Annotated in this window: 11 protein-coding genes, 1 tRNA gene and 1 pseudogene; 8 read left to right on the forward strand and 5 right to left on the reverse strand. The window is 73.9% G+C overall.

Features of this window, described 5'->3' with window-relative positions; translation table 11 throughout:
• Positions 1 to 263: 263 nt before the first annotated feature.
• A pseudogene (locus ACZ3YO_RS34840) lies at positions 264 to 1,136 on the reverse strand (LysR family transcriptional regulator); the annotation flags it as partial.
• Positions 1,137 to 1,325: 189 nt separating this feature from the next.
• On the opposite strand from ACZ3YO_RS34840, the gene snpA (ACZ3YO_RS34845) reads away from it, so the two are divergent.
• From snpA (ACZ3YO_RS34845) to ACZ3YO_RS34865, 5 genes are all read left to right on the forward strand, one after another.
• Complete coding sequence (gene snpA / locus ACZ3YO_RS34845) at positions 1,326 to 1,979, forward strand: snapalysin (protein WP_465577587.1); 654 nt, start codon at positions 1,326 to 1,328, stop codon at positions 1,977 to 1,979.
• A gap of 230 nt (positions 1,980 to 2,209) precedes the next feature.
• Positions 2,210 to 2,836 (forward strand): snapalysin, encoded by a 627-nt coding sequence (snpA, locus tag ACZ3YO_RS34850; RefSeq protein WP_465577665.1) that lies wholly within the window; start codon positions 2,210 to 2,212, stop codon positions 2,834 to 2,836.
• Positions 2,837 to 2,952: 116 nt separating this feature from the next.
• Positions 2,953 to 3,609 (forward strand): pentapeptide repeat-containing protein, encoded by a 657-nt coding sequence (locus tag ACZ3YO_RS34855; protein WP_465577589.1) that lies wholly within the window; start codon positions 2,953 to 2,955, stop codon positions 3,607 to 3,609.
• Between the two features lie 165 nt (positions 3,610 to 3,774).
• A complete protein-coding gene (locus ACZ3YO_RS34860; protein WP_465577591.1) occupies positions 3,775 to 5,850 on the forward strand; it encodes a phosphocholine-specific phospholipase C in 2,076 nt (691 codons plus the stop codon).
• Between the two features lie 113 nt (positions 5,851 to 5,963).
• Positions 5,964 to 6,230, forward strand: a complete 267-nt coding sequence (locus tag ACZ3YO_RS34865; protein WP_396322642.1) for a hypothetical protein — start codon at positions 5,964 to 5,966, stop codon at positions 6,228 to 6,230.
• A gap of 82 nt (positions 6,231 to 6,312) precedes the next feature.
• On the opposite strand, the gene ACZ3YO_RS34870 is transcribed toward ACZ3YO_RS34865, so the two are convergent.
• Positions 6,313 to 9,531, reverse strand: a complete 3,219-nt coding sequence (locus ACZ3YO_RS34870; protein WP_465577594.1) for a S41 family peptidase — start codon at positions 9,529 to 9,531, stop codon at positions 6,313 to 6,315.
• A 224-nt stretch (positions 9,532 to 9,755) separates the two neighbouring features.
• Here ACZ3YO_RS34870 and ACZ3YO_RS34875 point away from each other — a divergent pair, with 224 nt between their 5' ends.
• On the forward strand, positions 9,756 to 11,444 hold the full coding sequence (locus ACZ3YO_RS34875) for a chitinase (RefSeq protein ID WP_465577596.1): 1,689 nt from the start codon (positions 9,756 to 9,758) through the stop codon (positions 11,442 to 11,444).
• A gap of 130 nt (positions 11,445 to 11,574) precedes the next feature.
• Here the strand turns inward: ACZ3YO_RS34875 and ACZ3YO_RS34880 are convergent, their stop codons facing one another.
• Complete coding sequence (locus ACZ3YO_RS34880; RefSeq protein ID WP_396322640.1) at positions 11,575 to 11,937, reverse strand: MerR family transcriptional regulator; 363 nt, start codon at positions 11,935 to 11,937, stop codon at positions 11,575 to 11,577.
• A 63-nt stretch (positions 11,938 to 12,000) separates the two neighbouring features.
• Between ACZ3YO_RS34880 and ACZ3YO_RS34885 the strand changes: the two genes are divergently transcribed.
• Both ACZ3YO_RS34885 and hemC read left to right on the forward strand, forming a co-directional pair.
• On the forward strand, positions 12,001 to 13,191 hold the full coding sequence (locus ACZ3YO_RS34885; RefSeq protein WP_465577598.1) for an MFS transporter: 1,191 nt from the start codon (positions 12,001 to 12,003) through the stop codon (positions 13,189 to 13,191).
• A 42-nt stretch (positions 13,192 to 13,233) separates the two neighbouring features.
• A complete protein-coding gene (hemC, locus tag ACZ3YO_RS34890) occupies positions 13,234 to 14,169 on the forward strand; it encodes a hydroxymethylbilane synthase (RefSeq protein WP_465577600.1) in 936 nt (311 codons plus the stop codon).
• A 156-nt stretch (positions 14,170 to 14,325) separates the two neighbouring features.
• Here hemC and ACZ3YO_RS34895 read toward each other — a convergent pair.
• Positions 14,326 to 14,399: transfer RNA gene (locus ACZ3YO_RS34895), tRNA-Lys, on the reverse strand.
• A 79-nt stretch (positions 14,400 to 14,478) separates the two neighbouring features.
• Positions 14,479 to 15,387, reverse strand: coding sequence for an NADP-dependent oxidoreductase (locus ACZ3YO_RS34900; protein ID WP_465577602.1), 909 nt, complete (start codon positions 15,385 to 15,387; stop codon positions 14,479 to 14,481).
• Positions 15,388 to 15,522: the final 135 nt, after the last annotated feature.

The following is a 15,522-nucleotide window of genomic DNA, read 5'->3' on the forward strand; positions in this document are numbered from 1 at the left end:
ACGTGACCCTCCCGGCCGCCCTGACCGTCCCGGGCCGGGGTGCCCGCGCGACCGTCCCGGCCGAGCGAGGGGCGGGACCCCGGCGGCTGCCCGTCGCGAGGGTCCCCCTCGGGGGAGTGGCCGAGCAGGTGGTGCAGCGCCTGGTCCTGCCGGGAGAGCCAGGCCCGGTAGGCCGGGTTGACCTGTGCGAGGTCCAGGTAGGCCGCGCGCAGCTCCCCGTACAGCGCGTCCAGTGCGGGCGGGCTGAGCGCGCGCGGCCGCCAGGCGAGCAGTAACCGGACGGCCAGCGGGTCGCCGTGCACCGGCCGGACGACCGTGCCCGGTCCGGCCGCGGAGGTCGGCTGGCAGGGGCGGACGGCCTCGCCGGAGGCGACCAGCTCGGCGGCGGTCGTGTTGTCGCGCACCTGCACCACCCGGGGGTTGAGCCCGGCCTCGCTGAACACCCGGCGCATCGCCGCGTACTCGTGGTCGGCGGTCGGGTCGACCATCCAGGTGTCCTCGGCGAGGTCGGCCAGGTGCACCACCGGACGGGCGGCGGCGGGGTGGCCCGCGGCGAGTGCGACGAACTGCGGCTCCCGGGCCATCAGGACGCGGTGCTCGGCGTCCGGCGGCACCCGCAGCGGGAAGCCCTCGCTCTCGTGCACGAAGGCGACGTCCAGCTGGTCGGCGGCGACCATCCGCAGCAGGGCGTTGGCCGAGATGTCGATGTGGATGGTGGTGTCCGTCTCCGGCAGCCGCTCGTGCACCCGGCGCAGCCAGGCCGCCACCGCCCGGCTGCCGACGCTGCCGATCCGCAGCCGTCGGGTGCGTTCGCTGCCGGCGGCCTCCCGGGCCTCCTGCCGGGCGGCGGCGACCAGGGCGGCCATCTCGGCGATCACCGGCCGGGCCCGGGACAGTACCGAGTGGCCGAGCGCGGTGGGCCGGCTGCCGGTCTGCTCGCGGGTGAACAGCGCACCGCCGACGGTCCGTTCGATGCGGTGCAGCTGGGTGGTGAGGGAGGGCTGGGTCATGCCGAGGTGCAGCGCAGCCTTGCGGAGGCTGCCGGTGTCGGCGATCGCGCACAGCACCCGGAGGTGTCTCACGTCGAGCTCCACATCGGGAGCATAACGGGCGAATGGGTGTGACGCCAGGGACATGACAGGAAGCTGCCCCGTGCCCCGGACCGCCTCGACCCCCGCCTCCCGGGGGAGATTGGCCCGCGCTATCGCCGGTTGACATCATCCGCCGGGCCGCCGCCCTGACCGAAGCTCTGGGGCAGGAAATCATCCGGTGCCCCGCGGCAGGCCCCCACCGGCCGCGGCATTCGCATAATCGGAGCCCCCCACATGAACCGCATCCCGCGGACCCTTTCCGCTGCCCTCGGCCTCGCCCTGGCCGCCGGCCTCGCCGCCCTGCCCACCGCCGCGACGGCCGCACCGGTCACCGGCACCGCCGCCGCGCAGCACTACACGGCCCCCGCGTCGGGGCAGAAGAGCGCCGGAAAGGCCGACAACCAGGCCTTCTTCGAGGCCGTGATGAAGTCGGCACGCGCCAAGCAGGCCGCCACGCCGTTCCTCAAGGCCGTCGTGGTCACCTACGACCCCAGCAGCGCGCCGTCCTTCGCGTCCGAGATAGCCCGGTCCGCCCAGATCTGGAACGGCTCGGTCAGCAACGTCCGGCTGCAGGCCGGTTCCAACGCCGACTTCTCCTACTACGAGGGCGACGACCCGAGCAACGGCTCGTACGCCAGCACCGACGGCCACGGCTCCGGCTACATCTTCCTCGACTACACCCAGAACCGGGAGTACGACTCCACCCGGGTCACCGCCCACGAGACCGGGCACGTGCTCGGCCTGCCGGACCACTACTCCGGCCCGTGCAGCGAGCTGATGTCCGGCGGTGGCCCCGGCCCCTCCTGCACCAACCCGTACCCGAACTCGGCCGAGCGGCGCCGGGTCAACTCCCTCTGGCAGAACGGGCTGGCCGCCACCGCGCGCTGACCACCGCCCCGTTCGGGACAGTTCCCGGCCGCCCCGACCGTCCGGAACGCCCTGAGGACCGTCCGGAACACCCGAGGCCGGGTCCTCCGGCACACCCGAGGACCGTCCGGGCCTGTCCCACCACCGTTCCACCGTTCCACCGTTCCACCGTTCACCCGTTCACCCGTTCACCGCGGCCCACCCCCAGAGCGGCCGCGGTACCCGCGAACAGGAGCCCCCACGTGAACCGCATGTCCCGCACGCTCTCCGCCGCCGTCGGCCTGGTGCTCGCGGCCGGTCTGGCCGCCCTGCCCACCACGGCCGTTGCCGCGCCCGCGCCGGCCGCCGCGTCCGTCCAGGGCTACACCGCCGCCGCCGGCTACGCGGGTTCGGCCGCCGAGGACGCGGACAACCAGGCGTTCTACGAGGCCGTGATGAAGTCGGCGCTCGCCAAGCAGGCGGCCACGCCGTACCTCAAGGCCGTCGTGGTCACCTACGACGCCGGAAGCGCGCCGACCTTCCGCAACCAGATAGCCCAGAGCGCCCAGATCTGGAACGGCTCGGTCAGCAACGTCCGGCTGCAGGCCGGCACCAACGCCGACTTCCGCTACTACGAGGGCAACGACTCGCGCGGCTCCTACGCCAGCACCGACGGGCACGGCCGCGGCTACATCTTCCTGGACTACCAGCAGAACCGGCAGTACAACTCCACCCGGGTCACCGCCCACGAGACCGGGCACGTGCTCGGCCTGCCGGACCACTACTCGGGCCCGTGCAGCGAGCTGATGTCCGGTGGCGGCCCGGGCACCTCCTGCACCAACCCGTACCCGAACTCGGCCGAGCGCAGCCGGGTCAACTCCCTCTGGGCCCGCGGCTGACCGACCGCTCCGGAGCCGGAACGGCCCGGCCGCCCGCCCGGGCGGCCGGGCCCTGTCGGTGGCGCGTGCGAGCATGCGGGCGAGACCCGTCCACCGATCGCGAGGTGCCACCCGCCATGCCGCTCTCCGTCCCCGACCGCCTGGCCGACCTGCCCTACGCCCACCTGCTGACCCCGCACACCGGGGTGCTGCGCAGCGACGAGCGCTACGACACCGTGCACTTCGACGGCGGCGAGTACACGGACCAGTCGGCCGGCGGCGCGACCTTCCTGGAGTGCGCGTTCACCGGCGTCACGCTGAGCGGGGTCAGGCTCCGCCAGGCCCGCTTCAACGAGGTCTGGGCGCAGGCCGGCCGCTGGGTGGGCTGTGATCTCAGCGAGTCCGAGTGGCAGGACAGCGCGATCACCGGCGGTGTGCTGGCCGGTGTCGCCTTGCACGGCTCGGCGCTGCGCCGCACGGTCTTCCGCGGCTGCAAGCTGGAGGCGGTCAACCTGCGGGCCGCCGTGCTGCGCGACGTCGTCTTCGAGGACTGCCTGCTGCGCGACGTGGACTTCGGCGAGGCCAAGCTTACCGACGTCTCCTTCCCCGGCTGCACCCTGGAGGAGGTCCGCCTGCGCGGCGCCGGGCTCAGCAGGGTCGACCTGCGGGGCGCCGTCCGCCTCGGCCTGCCCGACGGCCACCAGGGGCTGAAGGGGGCCGTCATCAGCTCCACCCAACTCCTCGAACTGGCACCGCAGTTCGCCCATGCTCTGGGTATCGCCGTGAAGGACTGAGCCCGGGCGTTCAGCCGTACGTCGCTCGGTGACGGCGGGGCGAACAGTCCGCCAACCCTGACGAGGCCCTCTGGTGGGGAGGTTCGGCCGGGGTGGAGGATGCTGCGCGATCGGGGGTCCCGACTTGTCTGCACAACATCGCCAGTGAAGGGACGGGCTGGGCTGATGGCCGAGCTGAGTCGTAGGAAGTTCGTCGCACTGTCCGGGGCGGCCGCGGCCGGTCTGGCCGTGGCCGGGACCACCGGTGCGGGCGCGGCGCCGGGTGCTCCCGCCGCCGCGCCGTCGGCGGCGCTGTCGCAGACCGGCACCATCGCGGACGCGCAGCACATCGTCATCCTGATGCAGGAGAACCGCAGCTTCGACCACTACTTCGGGATGCTGCGCGGCGTACGCGGCTTCGCCGACCGCAGCGCGATCCAGATCGCGGGCGGCTACAGCGTCTTCAACCAGCCCAACGGCCTGCTCTCCCGCCAGTACCCGTGGCAGTTCAGCGCCACCAAGCCGGCCGGCGGCGCCGACCCCGAGCGCCTGGCGCAGTGCAACGGCGACCTCGCGCACGGCTGGTCCGACCAGCACCGGGCGTGGAACGGCGGCAAGATGGACTCCTGGGTCGCCGCCAAGGGCAACGTCCGCACCCTCGGCTACCTCACCCGCCAGGACATCCCGTTCCACTACGCGCTCGCCGAGAACTGGACCATCTGCGACGCCTACTTCTGTTCGATCCTCAGCGCCACCGGCCCCAACCGCACCTACCACTGGTCCGGCCAGATAGACCCGGCCGGCGCCGCGGGCGGACCGGCGTACGACGGCGGCGACGAGAAGGGCCTGCGCTGGCAGACCTACGCCGAGGCGCTGGAGAACGCCGGCGTGAGCTGGAGGGTCTACCAGAACGCGGCCGACAACTACGGCGACAACGCGCTCGCCTACTTCACCCAGTTCAGCTCCGCCCCGGCCGGCAGCCCGCTCGCCGTCAAGGGCATGGGCTCCGTCCCCAAGAAGACCGGGAAGACGCCGGACGACATCGTCGCCGCGATCAGGGCCGACGTGCTGAACGGCACCCTCCCGCAGGTCTCCTGGATCGTCCCCGACCAGGGCTCCTCCGAGCACCCGTACTCTACCCCGGCCGACGGCGCCCACTTCGTCCACAACGTGATCGACGCGCTCGCCGCCGACCCGGACGTGTTCAACTCCGCCGTCCTCTTCCTCAACTACGACGAGAACGACGGCTTCTTCGACCACGTCCCGCCGCCCGCCGCCCCGGCCGGCACCCCGGGCGAGTTCTACAGCGGCACCAACCTCGGCCTCGGCTTCCGCGTCCCGATGATCGCCATCTCGCCGTGGACCCGCGGCGGCTGGGTCAACTCCGAGGTCTTCGACCACACCTCGGTGCTGCGCTTCCTGGAGAAGTGGACGGCCGCCATCGGCAAGCCGGCCACCTGCCCGAACATCAGCGACTGGCGCCGGAAGGTCTGCGGTGACCTCACCGGCCTCTTCGACTTCGCCAACCCGGTCTACGGCCTGCCGGCGCTGCCCAACACCGACGCGGTGATCGGCATGTCGGCCTGCGGCCCGCTGCCCAACCCGGCCCCGGTCGACAACAAGCTGCCCGTCCAGGAGTCCGGCACCCGCCGGGCCCGCGCGCTGCCGTACCAGCCGAACGCCAACCTCGACCACCTGGAGTTCGGCTCCGGCGGGGTGATGAAGGTCTGGCTGACGATGGCCAACGAGGGCACGGCCGCGCAGAAGGCGGTCCACTTCGCGGCCTACGCCAACGCCTACCGCAGCGGCGGCCCCTGGCAGTACACCGTCGACCCGGGCGGCAACCAGAGCGACTTCTTCAACTGCGGCACCAACTTCGGCAACGGCCCGTACGACCTCTCCGTGGTCGGCCCCAACCGCTTCCTGCGCCGTTTCAAGGGCGACGCCACCAAGGCGGGCAAGAACGCGGCCGTCACCGCCTCGTACGCGGTCGAGCCGGGCACCGGCAAGCCGGCGGTCTGGTTCAGGCTCGCCAACTCCGGCACCACCGCGCTGACCTTCACCATCGCCTCGAACAACTACCGCACCGACGGCCCCTGGACGTACCAGGTGCCGGCCGGCGGCAGCGTCAGCGACTACTTCAACGCGGTCGCGTACAACAACGGCTGGTACGACTTCACCGTCACGGTGGACGCCGACACCACCTGGTCCCAGCGGTTCACCGGTCACCTGGAGACCGGCGCGGCCAGCATCAGCGGCTGAGCCCTCCGCCACGGGCTCCGGGGCGCCACCCCGGGGCCCGTGGCCTGGGGATGCGTTCCTCCCGTCCCGGTGTGAGAGTGGGGACAGCCCGGTATCCGTCCGGAGGAGGAGTCATGGGCATCTTCGACAGGTTCCGCCACAGGGCGCACGACGACGCCGGGGAGGCCAGGTCCTCCCTCGGCGGGAGCCACGAACAGGACACCACCGCGATGACGGACGCCGCCCAGCGGGCCGCCCTCGCCCACGACGAGGCCGCCGACGCGTTCGGGCCCGAGATCGAGAAGGCCCGCGAGGCGCAGGAGGCCGCCGGCCTCAGCGACCGGGAGGCCGAGGAACGGGCCCGGGAGGACATGACGGCCGAGGGCGACCCCTGGGACTGAAGGCCGGCCCCCGAACGCCCGGACCCTGAACCGGCCGCGTGCTGACGCACGAGGGGCGCGCCCACCGAGGGCGCGCCCCTCGTCACGTCCGCGGTGGCAGCGGCGGCCGCCGCAGGTCCGGGCGCGGGGTGTCGCCCGGTGGCGGGGCGGCGGCCGGCGCGTCCTCCAGCAGGTCCAGCGCCAGCCGCACCGCCGTGACCAGCTCGACGTGCCGCCCCCGGGCCCAGTCCTGCGGGGTGCGCAGCACGTGCACGTCCGGCTCCGCCCCGTGGTTCTCCACCGACCAGCCGAGCCCGCCGGTGAACCAGGAGGCGTTCTTCGGCACCGAGATCTGCGTCCCGTCGCCGAGCGTGTGCCGCCCGGTCATGCCGACCACCCCGCCCCAGGTCCGGTTGCCCACCACCGGCCCCAGCCCGAGCAGCTTGATCGCGGTGATGATGACGTCCCCGTCCGAGCTGGTCGCCTCGTCGGCGAGGGCGACCACCGGCCCGCGAGGTGCGTCCCGGGGCCAGCGCACCGGCTGCCGTCCGCGGCTGAAGTCCCAGGCCAGCACCCGCCGGGTGAGCTTCTCCAGCACCAGTTCGGAGACGTTGCCGCCGGCGTTGCCGCGGACGTCGAGCACCAGCGCGGGTTTGTCCAGCTCCCGGCGGAGGTCCCGGTTGAACTGCGCCCAGCCGGAGCCGCCGAGGTCCGGGATGTGCAGGTAGCCGCACCGGCCGTCGCTGAACTCCCGGACCAGGCTGCGGCGTTTGGCCACCCAGTCCTGGTAGCGGATCGGCCGCTCGTCGGTCAGCGGGGAGACGGTGATCCGGCGGACCGGGCCGTCGGGCCCGCTGCGCAGGGTGAGCTCGACCGTGGTGCCGCCGGTGCCGGCCAGCAGCGGGCCCGGGCCGCGGACCGGGTCCAGCGGGCGCCCGGCCACCGCGAGCAGCTCGTCGCCGTCGCGGACGCCGTGGACGGCGAGCGGGGCGCGGGCCCGCGGGTCGGAGGACTCGCCGGGCAGGACGCGGTCGACCAGCCAGCGCCCGTCGGCCGCGCGGTGGGCGTTGGCGCCGAGCAGCCCGAGCGGCTGCTGCGCGAGCGAGGGCCCCTCGCCGCGCCGGGAGGGGGTGACGTACGCGTGCGAGGTGCCGAGCTCGCCGAGGAGCTCGCGCAGCAGGTCGGCGAAGTCGTCCGGGCCGGCCACCCGGTCCAGCAGGGGCCGGTACTGGGCGACCAGCGCGGGCCAGTCCAGCCCGCACATCCCGGCGTCCCAGAACTGGTCCCGGACGATCCGGGCCGCCTCGCCGTACGCCTGGCGCCACTCGGCGGCCGGGTGCACGGTGTGGGTGATCCGGCGCAGGTCCACGGTGGTGCCGGCGGAGGGGGCGGTGACCGGGACGATCCGCAGGGTGCCGGCCGAGTAGACCGCGACCGAGCCGCCGTCGCCGGAGACGGCGTAGCCGTCCAGCTTGTCGGCCAGCGTGGAGCGGGTGCCCCGGGCCAGGTCGAAGTACTCCAGGGAGGGGCGGCCGGAGGTGTCGTCCGGGTTGGTGAAGGTCTGCCCGAGGGTGCCGGAGATCGGCCAGCGCAGCCAGAGCAGCCCGCCGCGGGCGGCGTCGGTGGCCGAGTACTTGGAGGCGATCACGGGGAACGGGAGCAGCCGCTCGCCGATGCCCTCCGGGTCGACGTGGACGGTGCCGTCGCCGCCGCCGTCGCCGCGCGGGGCGCCGTCCTCGGCGGGTGCGGCGAACGGGGACGGGGTGTCGGCGGAGAGCGGGACGAGGTAGGGGCGGCAGCCGAGCGGGAAGGAGAGGTCGCCGGTGTGCACGTCGTGGACGGGGTCGAAGCCGCGCCAGGAGAGGAAGGCCAGGTAGCGGCCGTCCCGGGTGAAGACGGGCTGCTCGTCCTCGAACCGGCCGTCGGTGACCTCGGTGATCGCCGAGGGCGCGTCGGTGCGGGTGAGCCGGATCCGGCGCAGTGAGCGGCCGGCCACCGGCTGGGACCAGGCGATCCAGCGGGAGTCGGGGGAGAAGCGGGCACCGGAGACCGGGCCGTGGTCGGAGGAGGCCAGTTCGCGGACGGCCCCGTCGGCGGTGGCGACCAGCAGCAGCCGTCCGTCGGAGGCGGCGGCGGCCAGGTGGGCGCCGTCGGGGGCGGCGGTCAGCTCCAGGACGCGGCCGAGCCGGGCGGCGGCGAGCAGCCGGTGTCCGTGGTGGCCGGGGGCGTGCTCGTGCCCGGGCAGCGGAACGATCTCGACCGCGTCCTCGCCCTCGGCGTCGGTGATCCAGCCGGCCTCGCCGGTCTGCCCGAGCACCACTGGCAGCCGGGTGCGCACGCCCGGGGTGTCGGCGAGGGCCCGGGCCGGGCCGTCGCGGTGGGTGAGCCAGTACTGGCTGCCGCGCACGGTGATCACCCCGGCGCGGCCGGTTTGGTCGCAGGCGAGGTCCTTGACGTGCGAGGCGGCGTTCACCTGGTACGGCCGCCGGCCGGCCCGGGCGCCGCCGAGCGGGACACGCAGCCGGTGCGGGGCGGGGGCGTCCAGGCTCTCCAACAGCCAGAGGTCGCCGGCGTGCTGGTAGACGATCCGGGTCCCGTCGGTGGCGGCCTCGCGGGCGTAGTAGGAGGCGTGGTCGGTGTGCCGGCGCAGGTCGGTGCCGTCGGGGCGGCAGGAGTAGACGTTGCCGATGCCCTCGTGGTCGGAGAGGAAGGCGACCCGGTCGCCCTCGGCGGCGGTGACCGGCATCGGGGAGGCGAGGTGCCCCCGGTGGCCCTCCAGGACCTGTGTGCCGTCCACCCAGAGCCGCCCGACGGCGCCTCCCCGGTAGCGCTTCCAGGCGGCGGGTTCGTGCGGAGCGGTGCCGGTGAGCAGGACGGTGTGCGCCCGGCTCATCTGGGCGTCGCCGACCGGCCCCCAGGGCATCCGGCGCCCGGGCGAGCCGTCCGGCGGCAGGGCGTGTGCCCAGGTGTAGTGGCCGAACGGCTCGTGGTAGGAGGTGACGGCGAGCAGTTCGCCGTCGGGCAGCCAGCCGCGCAGCCGGGTGTCCTGGCTGCCCCAGTGGCTGATCCGGACGGCCTCGCCGCCGGCCACGGGGGCGGTCCAGACCTCGGGGGTCAGGGCCTGCCAGCCGGTCCAGCCGAGGGTGCGGCCGTCGGGGGAGAGGCGGGGGTGGCTGACCCGGGTGCGGTCGCAGCTGACCCGCCAGGCGCGGCCGACGGTGCCGTCCGGGTCGAGCGGCGCCACCCAGACGTCGTCCTCGGCGGTGAACGCCAGCAGGCCCCCGCGCAGGTGGGGGTAGCGGAGATAGCTGGGTGACGTCACCTCTCCATGGTTCGACGGGGTGTCACGCCCGGCAACCGGACACCGCGCCGGGGCGGCCCCGGGGCAAGGCCGTACCGGTCTGGACCATTGACACCGCACCGGCGGATCCACTTCAGTGGTCTAGTCCAACTAGGGTGCGCGGTCGGGCCGAACCCCCACTGGCACGACCTTCACCGTGCCCTCGGACGTCCCCCACGATCCGCGCCCCCGCAGGAGTCCCCCGCATGCGCAGAACACCCGCACCCGCACCCGCACCCGCCGCGCCCGCCCCCCGCCGCCCCCGCACGCTGCTCGCCGCCGGTACCGCCTCGGCCGTCGCCGCCGCCACCGTGGCCGGCCTCGCCCTGGGCCTGGCGCCCACCGCCTCGGCCGGGGAGTTCCTGGCCAACGGCGGCTTCGAGAGCGGCGCCCTGGGCCCGTGGAGCTGCACCGGCGGCACCGGCGGCGTCGTCACCGGCCAGGCCCACGGCGGCGGTTACGCCCTCGCCGCGGTCGCCTCGGCGAGCGACACCGCCCAGTGCACCCAGACGGTCACGGTCGCCCCCAACACCACCTACACCTTCAGCGCCTGGGTGAAGGGCTCGTACGTCTACGTCGGCGTGAACGGCGGCACCAGCACCTGGACGCCCGGCACCGGCGGCGCGTACCAGAAGCTCAGCGTCAGCTTCACCACCGGCGCCACCCAGACCAGCGCCACCGTGTACACGCACGGCTGGTACGGGCAGGGCACCTACTACGCCGACGACCTCTCGCTGGACGGCCCGGGCGCGCCCTCGCCCACCGCCTCGCCCACGGCCACCGCCTCGCCCACCGCGACGGCTTCCCCGACCGCGACGGCGACGCCGACCGCCACCGCGACCCCGACCGACACCGCCTCGCCGACCGCGCCGCCCACCGGCAGCCACTCCCTGGTCGGCTACCTGCACGCCAGCTTCGCCAACGGCGCCGGCTACACCAGGATGGCCGACGTCCCGGACTCCTGGGACTTCATCAACCTCTCCTTCGGCGAGCCGACCTCCGTCACCTCCGGCGACATCCGGTTCAACCGCTGCCCGGCCACCGAGTGCCCGACCGTCGAGTCCGACGCCGACTTCAAGGCCGCCATCGCCGCCAAGCGGGCCAAAGGCAAGAAGGTGCTGATCTCGATCGGCGGCCAGAACGGCCAGGTCCAGCTCACCACCACCGCCGCCCGCGACACCTTCGTCAGCTCGGTCTCCGCGATCATCGACAAATGGGGCCTGGACGGCCTCGACATCGACTTCGAGGGCCACTCGCTGTCCCTGCAGACCGGCGACACCGACTTCAAGAACCCGACCAGCCCGGTCGTCGTCAACCTGATCTCCGCCCTGAAGACGCTGAAGGCCAGGTACGGCCCGAACTTCGTCCTCACCATGGCGCCGGAGACCTTCTTCGTCCAGCTCGGCTACCAGTACTACGGCTCCGGCCCCTGGGGCGGCCAGGACCCGCGCGCCGGCGCCTACCTGCCGGTGATCCACGCCCTGCGCGACGACCTCACCCTGCTGCACGTCCAGGACTACAACTCGGGCTCCGTCATGGGCCTGGACGGCCAGTACCACTCGATGGGCGGCGCCGACTTCCACGTCGCGATGACCGACATGCTGCTCAAGGGCTTCCCGGTGGCGGGCAACACCGCCAACGTGTTCCCGGCGCTGCCGGCGAACAAGCTCGCCATCGGCATGCCGGCCACCACCAACGCGGGAAACGGCTACGTCGCCCCCGCCGAGGTGAACAAGGCCCTCGACTGCCTCACCAGGCTCGCCGGCTGCGGCACCTACGTCCCCAGGGCCGGCGCCCAGCCGAACCTGCGGGGCCTGATGACCTGGTCCATCAACTGGGACCAGTTCGGCGGGCGGGAGTTCTCGAAGAACTTCGACGGCTACTTCCGCCGCTGACCGGCCTCCGGCGGACGTCGGACGGCCCTCCCCGCCGTCCGGCATCCGCCGGTGTCCGCCGTCCCGGCACCCGCCGGCACCCGCCGGCACCCGCCGGTGTCCGCCATCCGCCGTCCGGTGCCCGGGGCCCTCACGGCCCGACCCGGACCACCTCCAGGTACTCGGCGATGGCGTCCCGGTTGCGGGTCAGGAACTCGATCCGCCGGGTCATGCCCGTGAGCTCGCCCTCCAGGGTGGCGATCATCTCCGGGGTGGCGTCCGGGAAGTGGATGACCCTGGGCTTGTTCAGGCAGGGCAGGATCTGCTTGATGATCCTGGTCGGCAGCCCGGCGTCGAGCAGGCCCCTGATCTGCAGCACCCGGTCGACGGAGGAACCGTCGTAGGAGCGGTAGCCGTTGGCGCAGCGCTCGGCGAGGATGAGGCCCTGCTCCTCGTAGTAGCGCAGCAGCCTCCGGGACGTGTTGGTCCGCTCCGACAGTTCTCCGATGCGCATCCGAATCCACCTCGTGACCGGGCTTGACCTTCACATCAGTGTGAGGGTTCGAGCATAGCCGTCATGTCGACCATCGAACGTCCAACAGCCGTGGAACAGCGGAAACTTCCCGTGCCCGCCCTGCTGGCACTGGCCACCGCCGTCTTCGTCACCGCCCTCACCGAGACCCTGCCGGCCGGCGTCCTGCCCGCGATGAGCGCCGACCTGGGCGTCAGCGAGTCCGCCATGGGCCAGTCGGTCACCATCTACGCGATCGGGACGGCCCTCACCGCCATCCCGCTCACCTCGGCCACCGCCGGCTGGCGGCGCAGGCGGCTGCTGCTCACCGCGATGGCCGGGTTCGCCGCCGCCAACACCGTCACCGCCCTCTCCGGCACCTACCCGCTGACCATGGCCGCCCGGTTCGTCGCCGGCGTGGCGGCGGGCCTGGCCTGGGCGCTGCTCGCCGGGTACGCACGGCGGCTGGCGCCCGAGCACCTCCAGGGCCGGGCCATCGCGATCGTGATGACGGGCATCCCGGTCGCCCTCTCCCTGGGCGTACCCGCCGGGACCTTCCTGGGGCGGGTGCTCGGCTGGTGGGTGGCCTTCCTGCTGATGACGGCCCTCGCCGTGACCGTGATCGGCTGGATCGCCGCCACCGTCGCCGACCACCCCGGGCAGCGGGCGGCGAGCCGTGCGCCGGTGCTGCGGGCGCTGGCCGTCCCCGGCGTGGTGCCGGTCCTCTTCGTCACCCTGGTCTTCGTGCTGGCCCACACCGTCCTGTACGCGTACGTCGCGCCGTTCCTGGACCGGCTCGGCATGGGCGGCTCGACCGACCTCGTCCTGCTGGTCTTCGGCGGCGCGTCCCTGCTGAGCATCTGGATCACCGGGGCGCAGATCCACTTGAGGCTGCGCGCGCTGACCATCGCCGCCGCCCTGCTGGTCGCCCTGGCGGCCGCGGCGCTGGCCGTCCTGTCGGACAGCCCGGCCATGGTGTACGCGGCCGCGGCTCTCTGGGGCCTCGGCTGGGGCGGCGCCCCGACCCTCCTGCAGACCGCGGCGGGCAACGCCGGCGGCGAGCAGGCGGACGCGGCGCAGGCGATGCTGGTCACGCTCTGGAACGCCGCGATGGCCGCCGGCGGCGTGGTCGGCGGGATCCTGCTGGACCGCTACGGCGCCGGCTCCCTCCCGTGGAGCGCGTTCGCCCTGCTCGTGCCGGTGCTGGTCGTGGTGGCCGCCTCCCGCGTCCACGGTTTCCCGGCCGGGCGGCCCTGAGTCGCGGCGCCCGACCCGGAAGTGACGGCCTATCATCGGCGCATGCCCACCGCAGAGTTGATCCGTATCGTCTCCCGTTCCTCGCCGATGGCGCTCGCCCAGGTCGAGCGGGTCCGGGCCGAGCTCGCCGCCCTGCACCCGCGGGTGCGGACGGAGGTGGTCCCGGTGACCACCTCCGGGGACCGCTGGATGGGTGACCTCGCGCGGCTCGGCGGCAAGGGTGCCTTCACCAAGGAGGTGGACGAGGCCCTGCTCGCCGGCGAGGCGGACCTCGCCGTGCACTGCCTCAAGGACGTGCCGGCCGACCGTCCGTTGCCGGCCGGCACCGTCTTCGCCGCCTACCTGCGCCGCGACGACATCCGCGACGCCGTCGTCCACCCCGGCGGCCGCACCCTCGACGAGCTGCCGCCCGGGGCGCGGATCGGCACCTCCTCGGTCCGGCGCCGGGCCCAGCTCGCCGCCTCCCACCCGCACCTGGTCTGCGTGCCGATGCGCGGCAACGCCAACAGCCGCCTCGCCAAGCTGGCGGCCGGCGAGGCCGACGCGCTGCTGCTCGCGGTCTCCGGGCTGGAGCGGATCGGCGAGGAGGCCCGGATCAGCGAGATCCTGCCGCCGGAGTCGATGTGCCCGCCGATCGGCGCCGGCATCCTCGCCCTGCAGTGCCGCGAGGAGGACACCGCGACCATCGAGGCGGTGACCGGCCTCGGCGACCACCTGACCTGGCGCGAGGCGAGCGCCGAGCGGATGTTCCTGCACGTCCTCCAGGGCCACTGCAACTCGCCGATCGCCGGCTACGCCAAGGCCGAGTCGGACGGCCGCCTCTCGCTGCGCGGGCGGGTCTTCTCCCCGGACGGCAAGCAGGTGCTGGACGCCCACGAGTGGGCCGGCTCGCTCACCCCCGAGGACCTCGGCACAGCGACGGCCCTGGCGCTCAAGCGGCAGGGGGCGTCCGAGCTGATCGCCGCCATCCCACACTGAGCGGGCGGCCGGGGCCGGGCGGGTGGACAGGCGGTCGGACGGCCTGGCGGGTGGTCTGCCGTCGGGCCGGCTGGACGGCCGGTTGGTCGGCCGGGCGGGTGGACGCCGAAACGCCGGAAGGCCCCTCGCTCTCGCAAGGGGCCTTCCGGCTGTCTGTGCGCCGCCAGGGACTCGAACCCCGGACCCGCTGATTAAGAGTCAGCTGCTCTAACCAACTGAGCTAGCGGCGCCTGCTGACGTGGAGAACATTACCTGGTCAGCGGCCGAAACTTCCAATCGGGCCGGCCCGCCCGACCGCCCGCCGGGCCCTCACGGGGTGAGGACGACCTTCCCCCGGACGTGCCCGGTGCCGACCAGCCGGTGCGCGTCGGCGGCCCGCCCGAGGGGGAAGGCGTCGGCGATCTCCAGCCGCAGCCCGCCCGCCTCCCAGAGCTCGACCAGCTCGGCCAGCCGGGCGGCCGTCCGCTGCGCCCGCAGCGAGCGGAGCCCGAGCCGCTCGGCGGTGGCGTGGTCGACGATGGTGCCGATCCGGTTCCTGTCGGCGACCAGCTCGACGGAGGCCTCCAGCGCGCCGCGCCCGGCCGCGTCGAAGGCGGCGTCCACACCCTGCGGCGCCACCGCCCGCACCCGCTCGACCAGTCCCTCGCCGTAGCTGACCGGGATCGCGCCCAGCTCGCGCAGGTAGTCGTGGTTGCGCTCGCTCGCCGTGCCGATCACGGTGGCGCCCCAGGCGCGGGCCAGCTGGACGGCCACCGTCCCGACCCCGCCGGAGGCGCCGTGCACCAGCACCGTCTCGCCCGGGCCGACCTTCAGCTCGGTGAGCCCGACGTGCGCGGTCTGCCCGGAGGCGGAGAGCGAACCCGCCTGCTCCCAGGGCATCGCGGCCGGCTTGGCGACCAGCTGGGAGGTGTCCACGGTGACGAACTCGGCGTGGCTCCGCAGCAGCCGGAAGCCCAGTACCTCGTCGCCGACCTCCCAGCCGTAGCTGCCCGCACCGAGCTGGTCGACCACCCCGGCGAACTCGTTGCCCGGCACCACCGGCGGCTCGGTCCGCGTCCCCGGGGGCGACCAGCCCTCCCGGACGGCGAGGTCGACGGGCTGCACCCCGGCCGCGTACACCCGGACCCGTACCTCGCCCGGCCCGGCGCTGGGGGTGGGCACCTCGGCCACCCGCAGCACTTCGGGGCCGCCGAACCGGGGAACGGTGACTGCCTTCATGCGGAGCCTGCCTCTCTGTCGGTCCTCGGACGCGCAGTCGGTCCTCGGGCGCATGGTCGGTCCTCGGATGCGCGCTCCTCTGATGATCAGACTTGAAGTGCGCTTGAGGTCAAGCCCGTCCGGCGCGTTGTGGCA

Source organism: Kitasatospora sp. NPDC022785 (genome assembly GCF_055561295.1).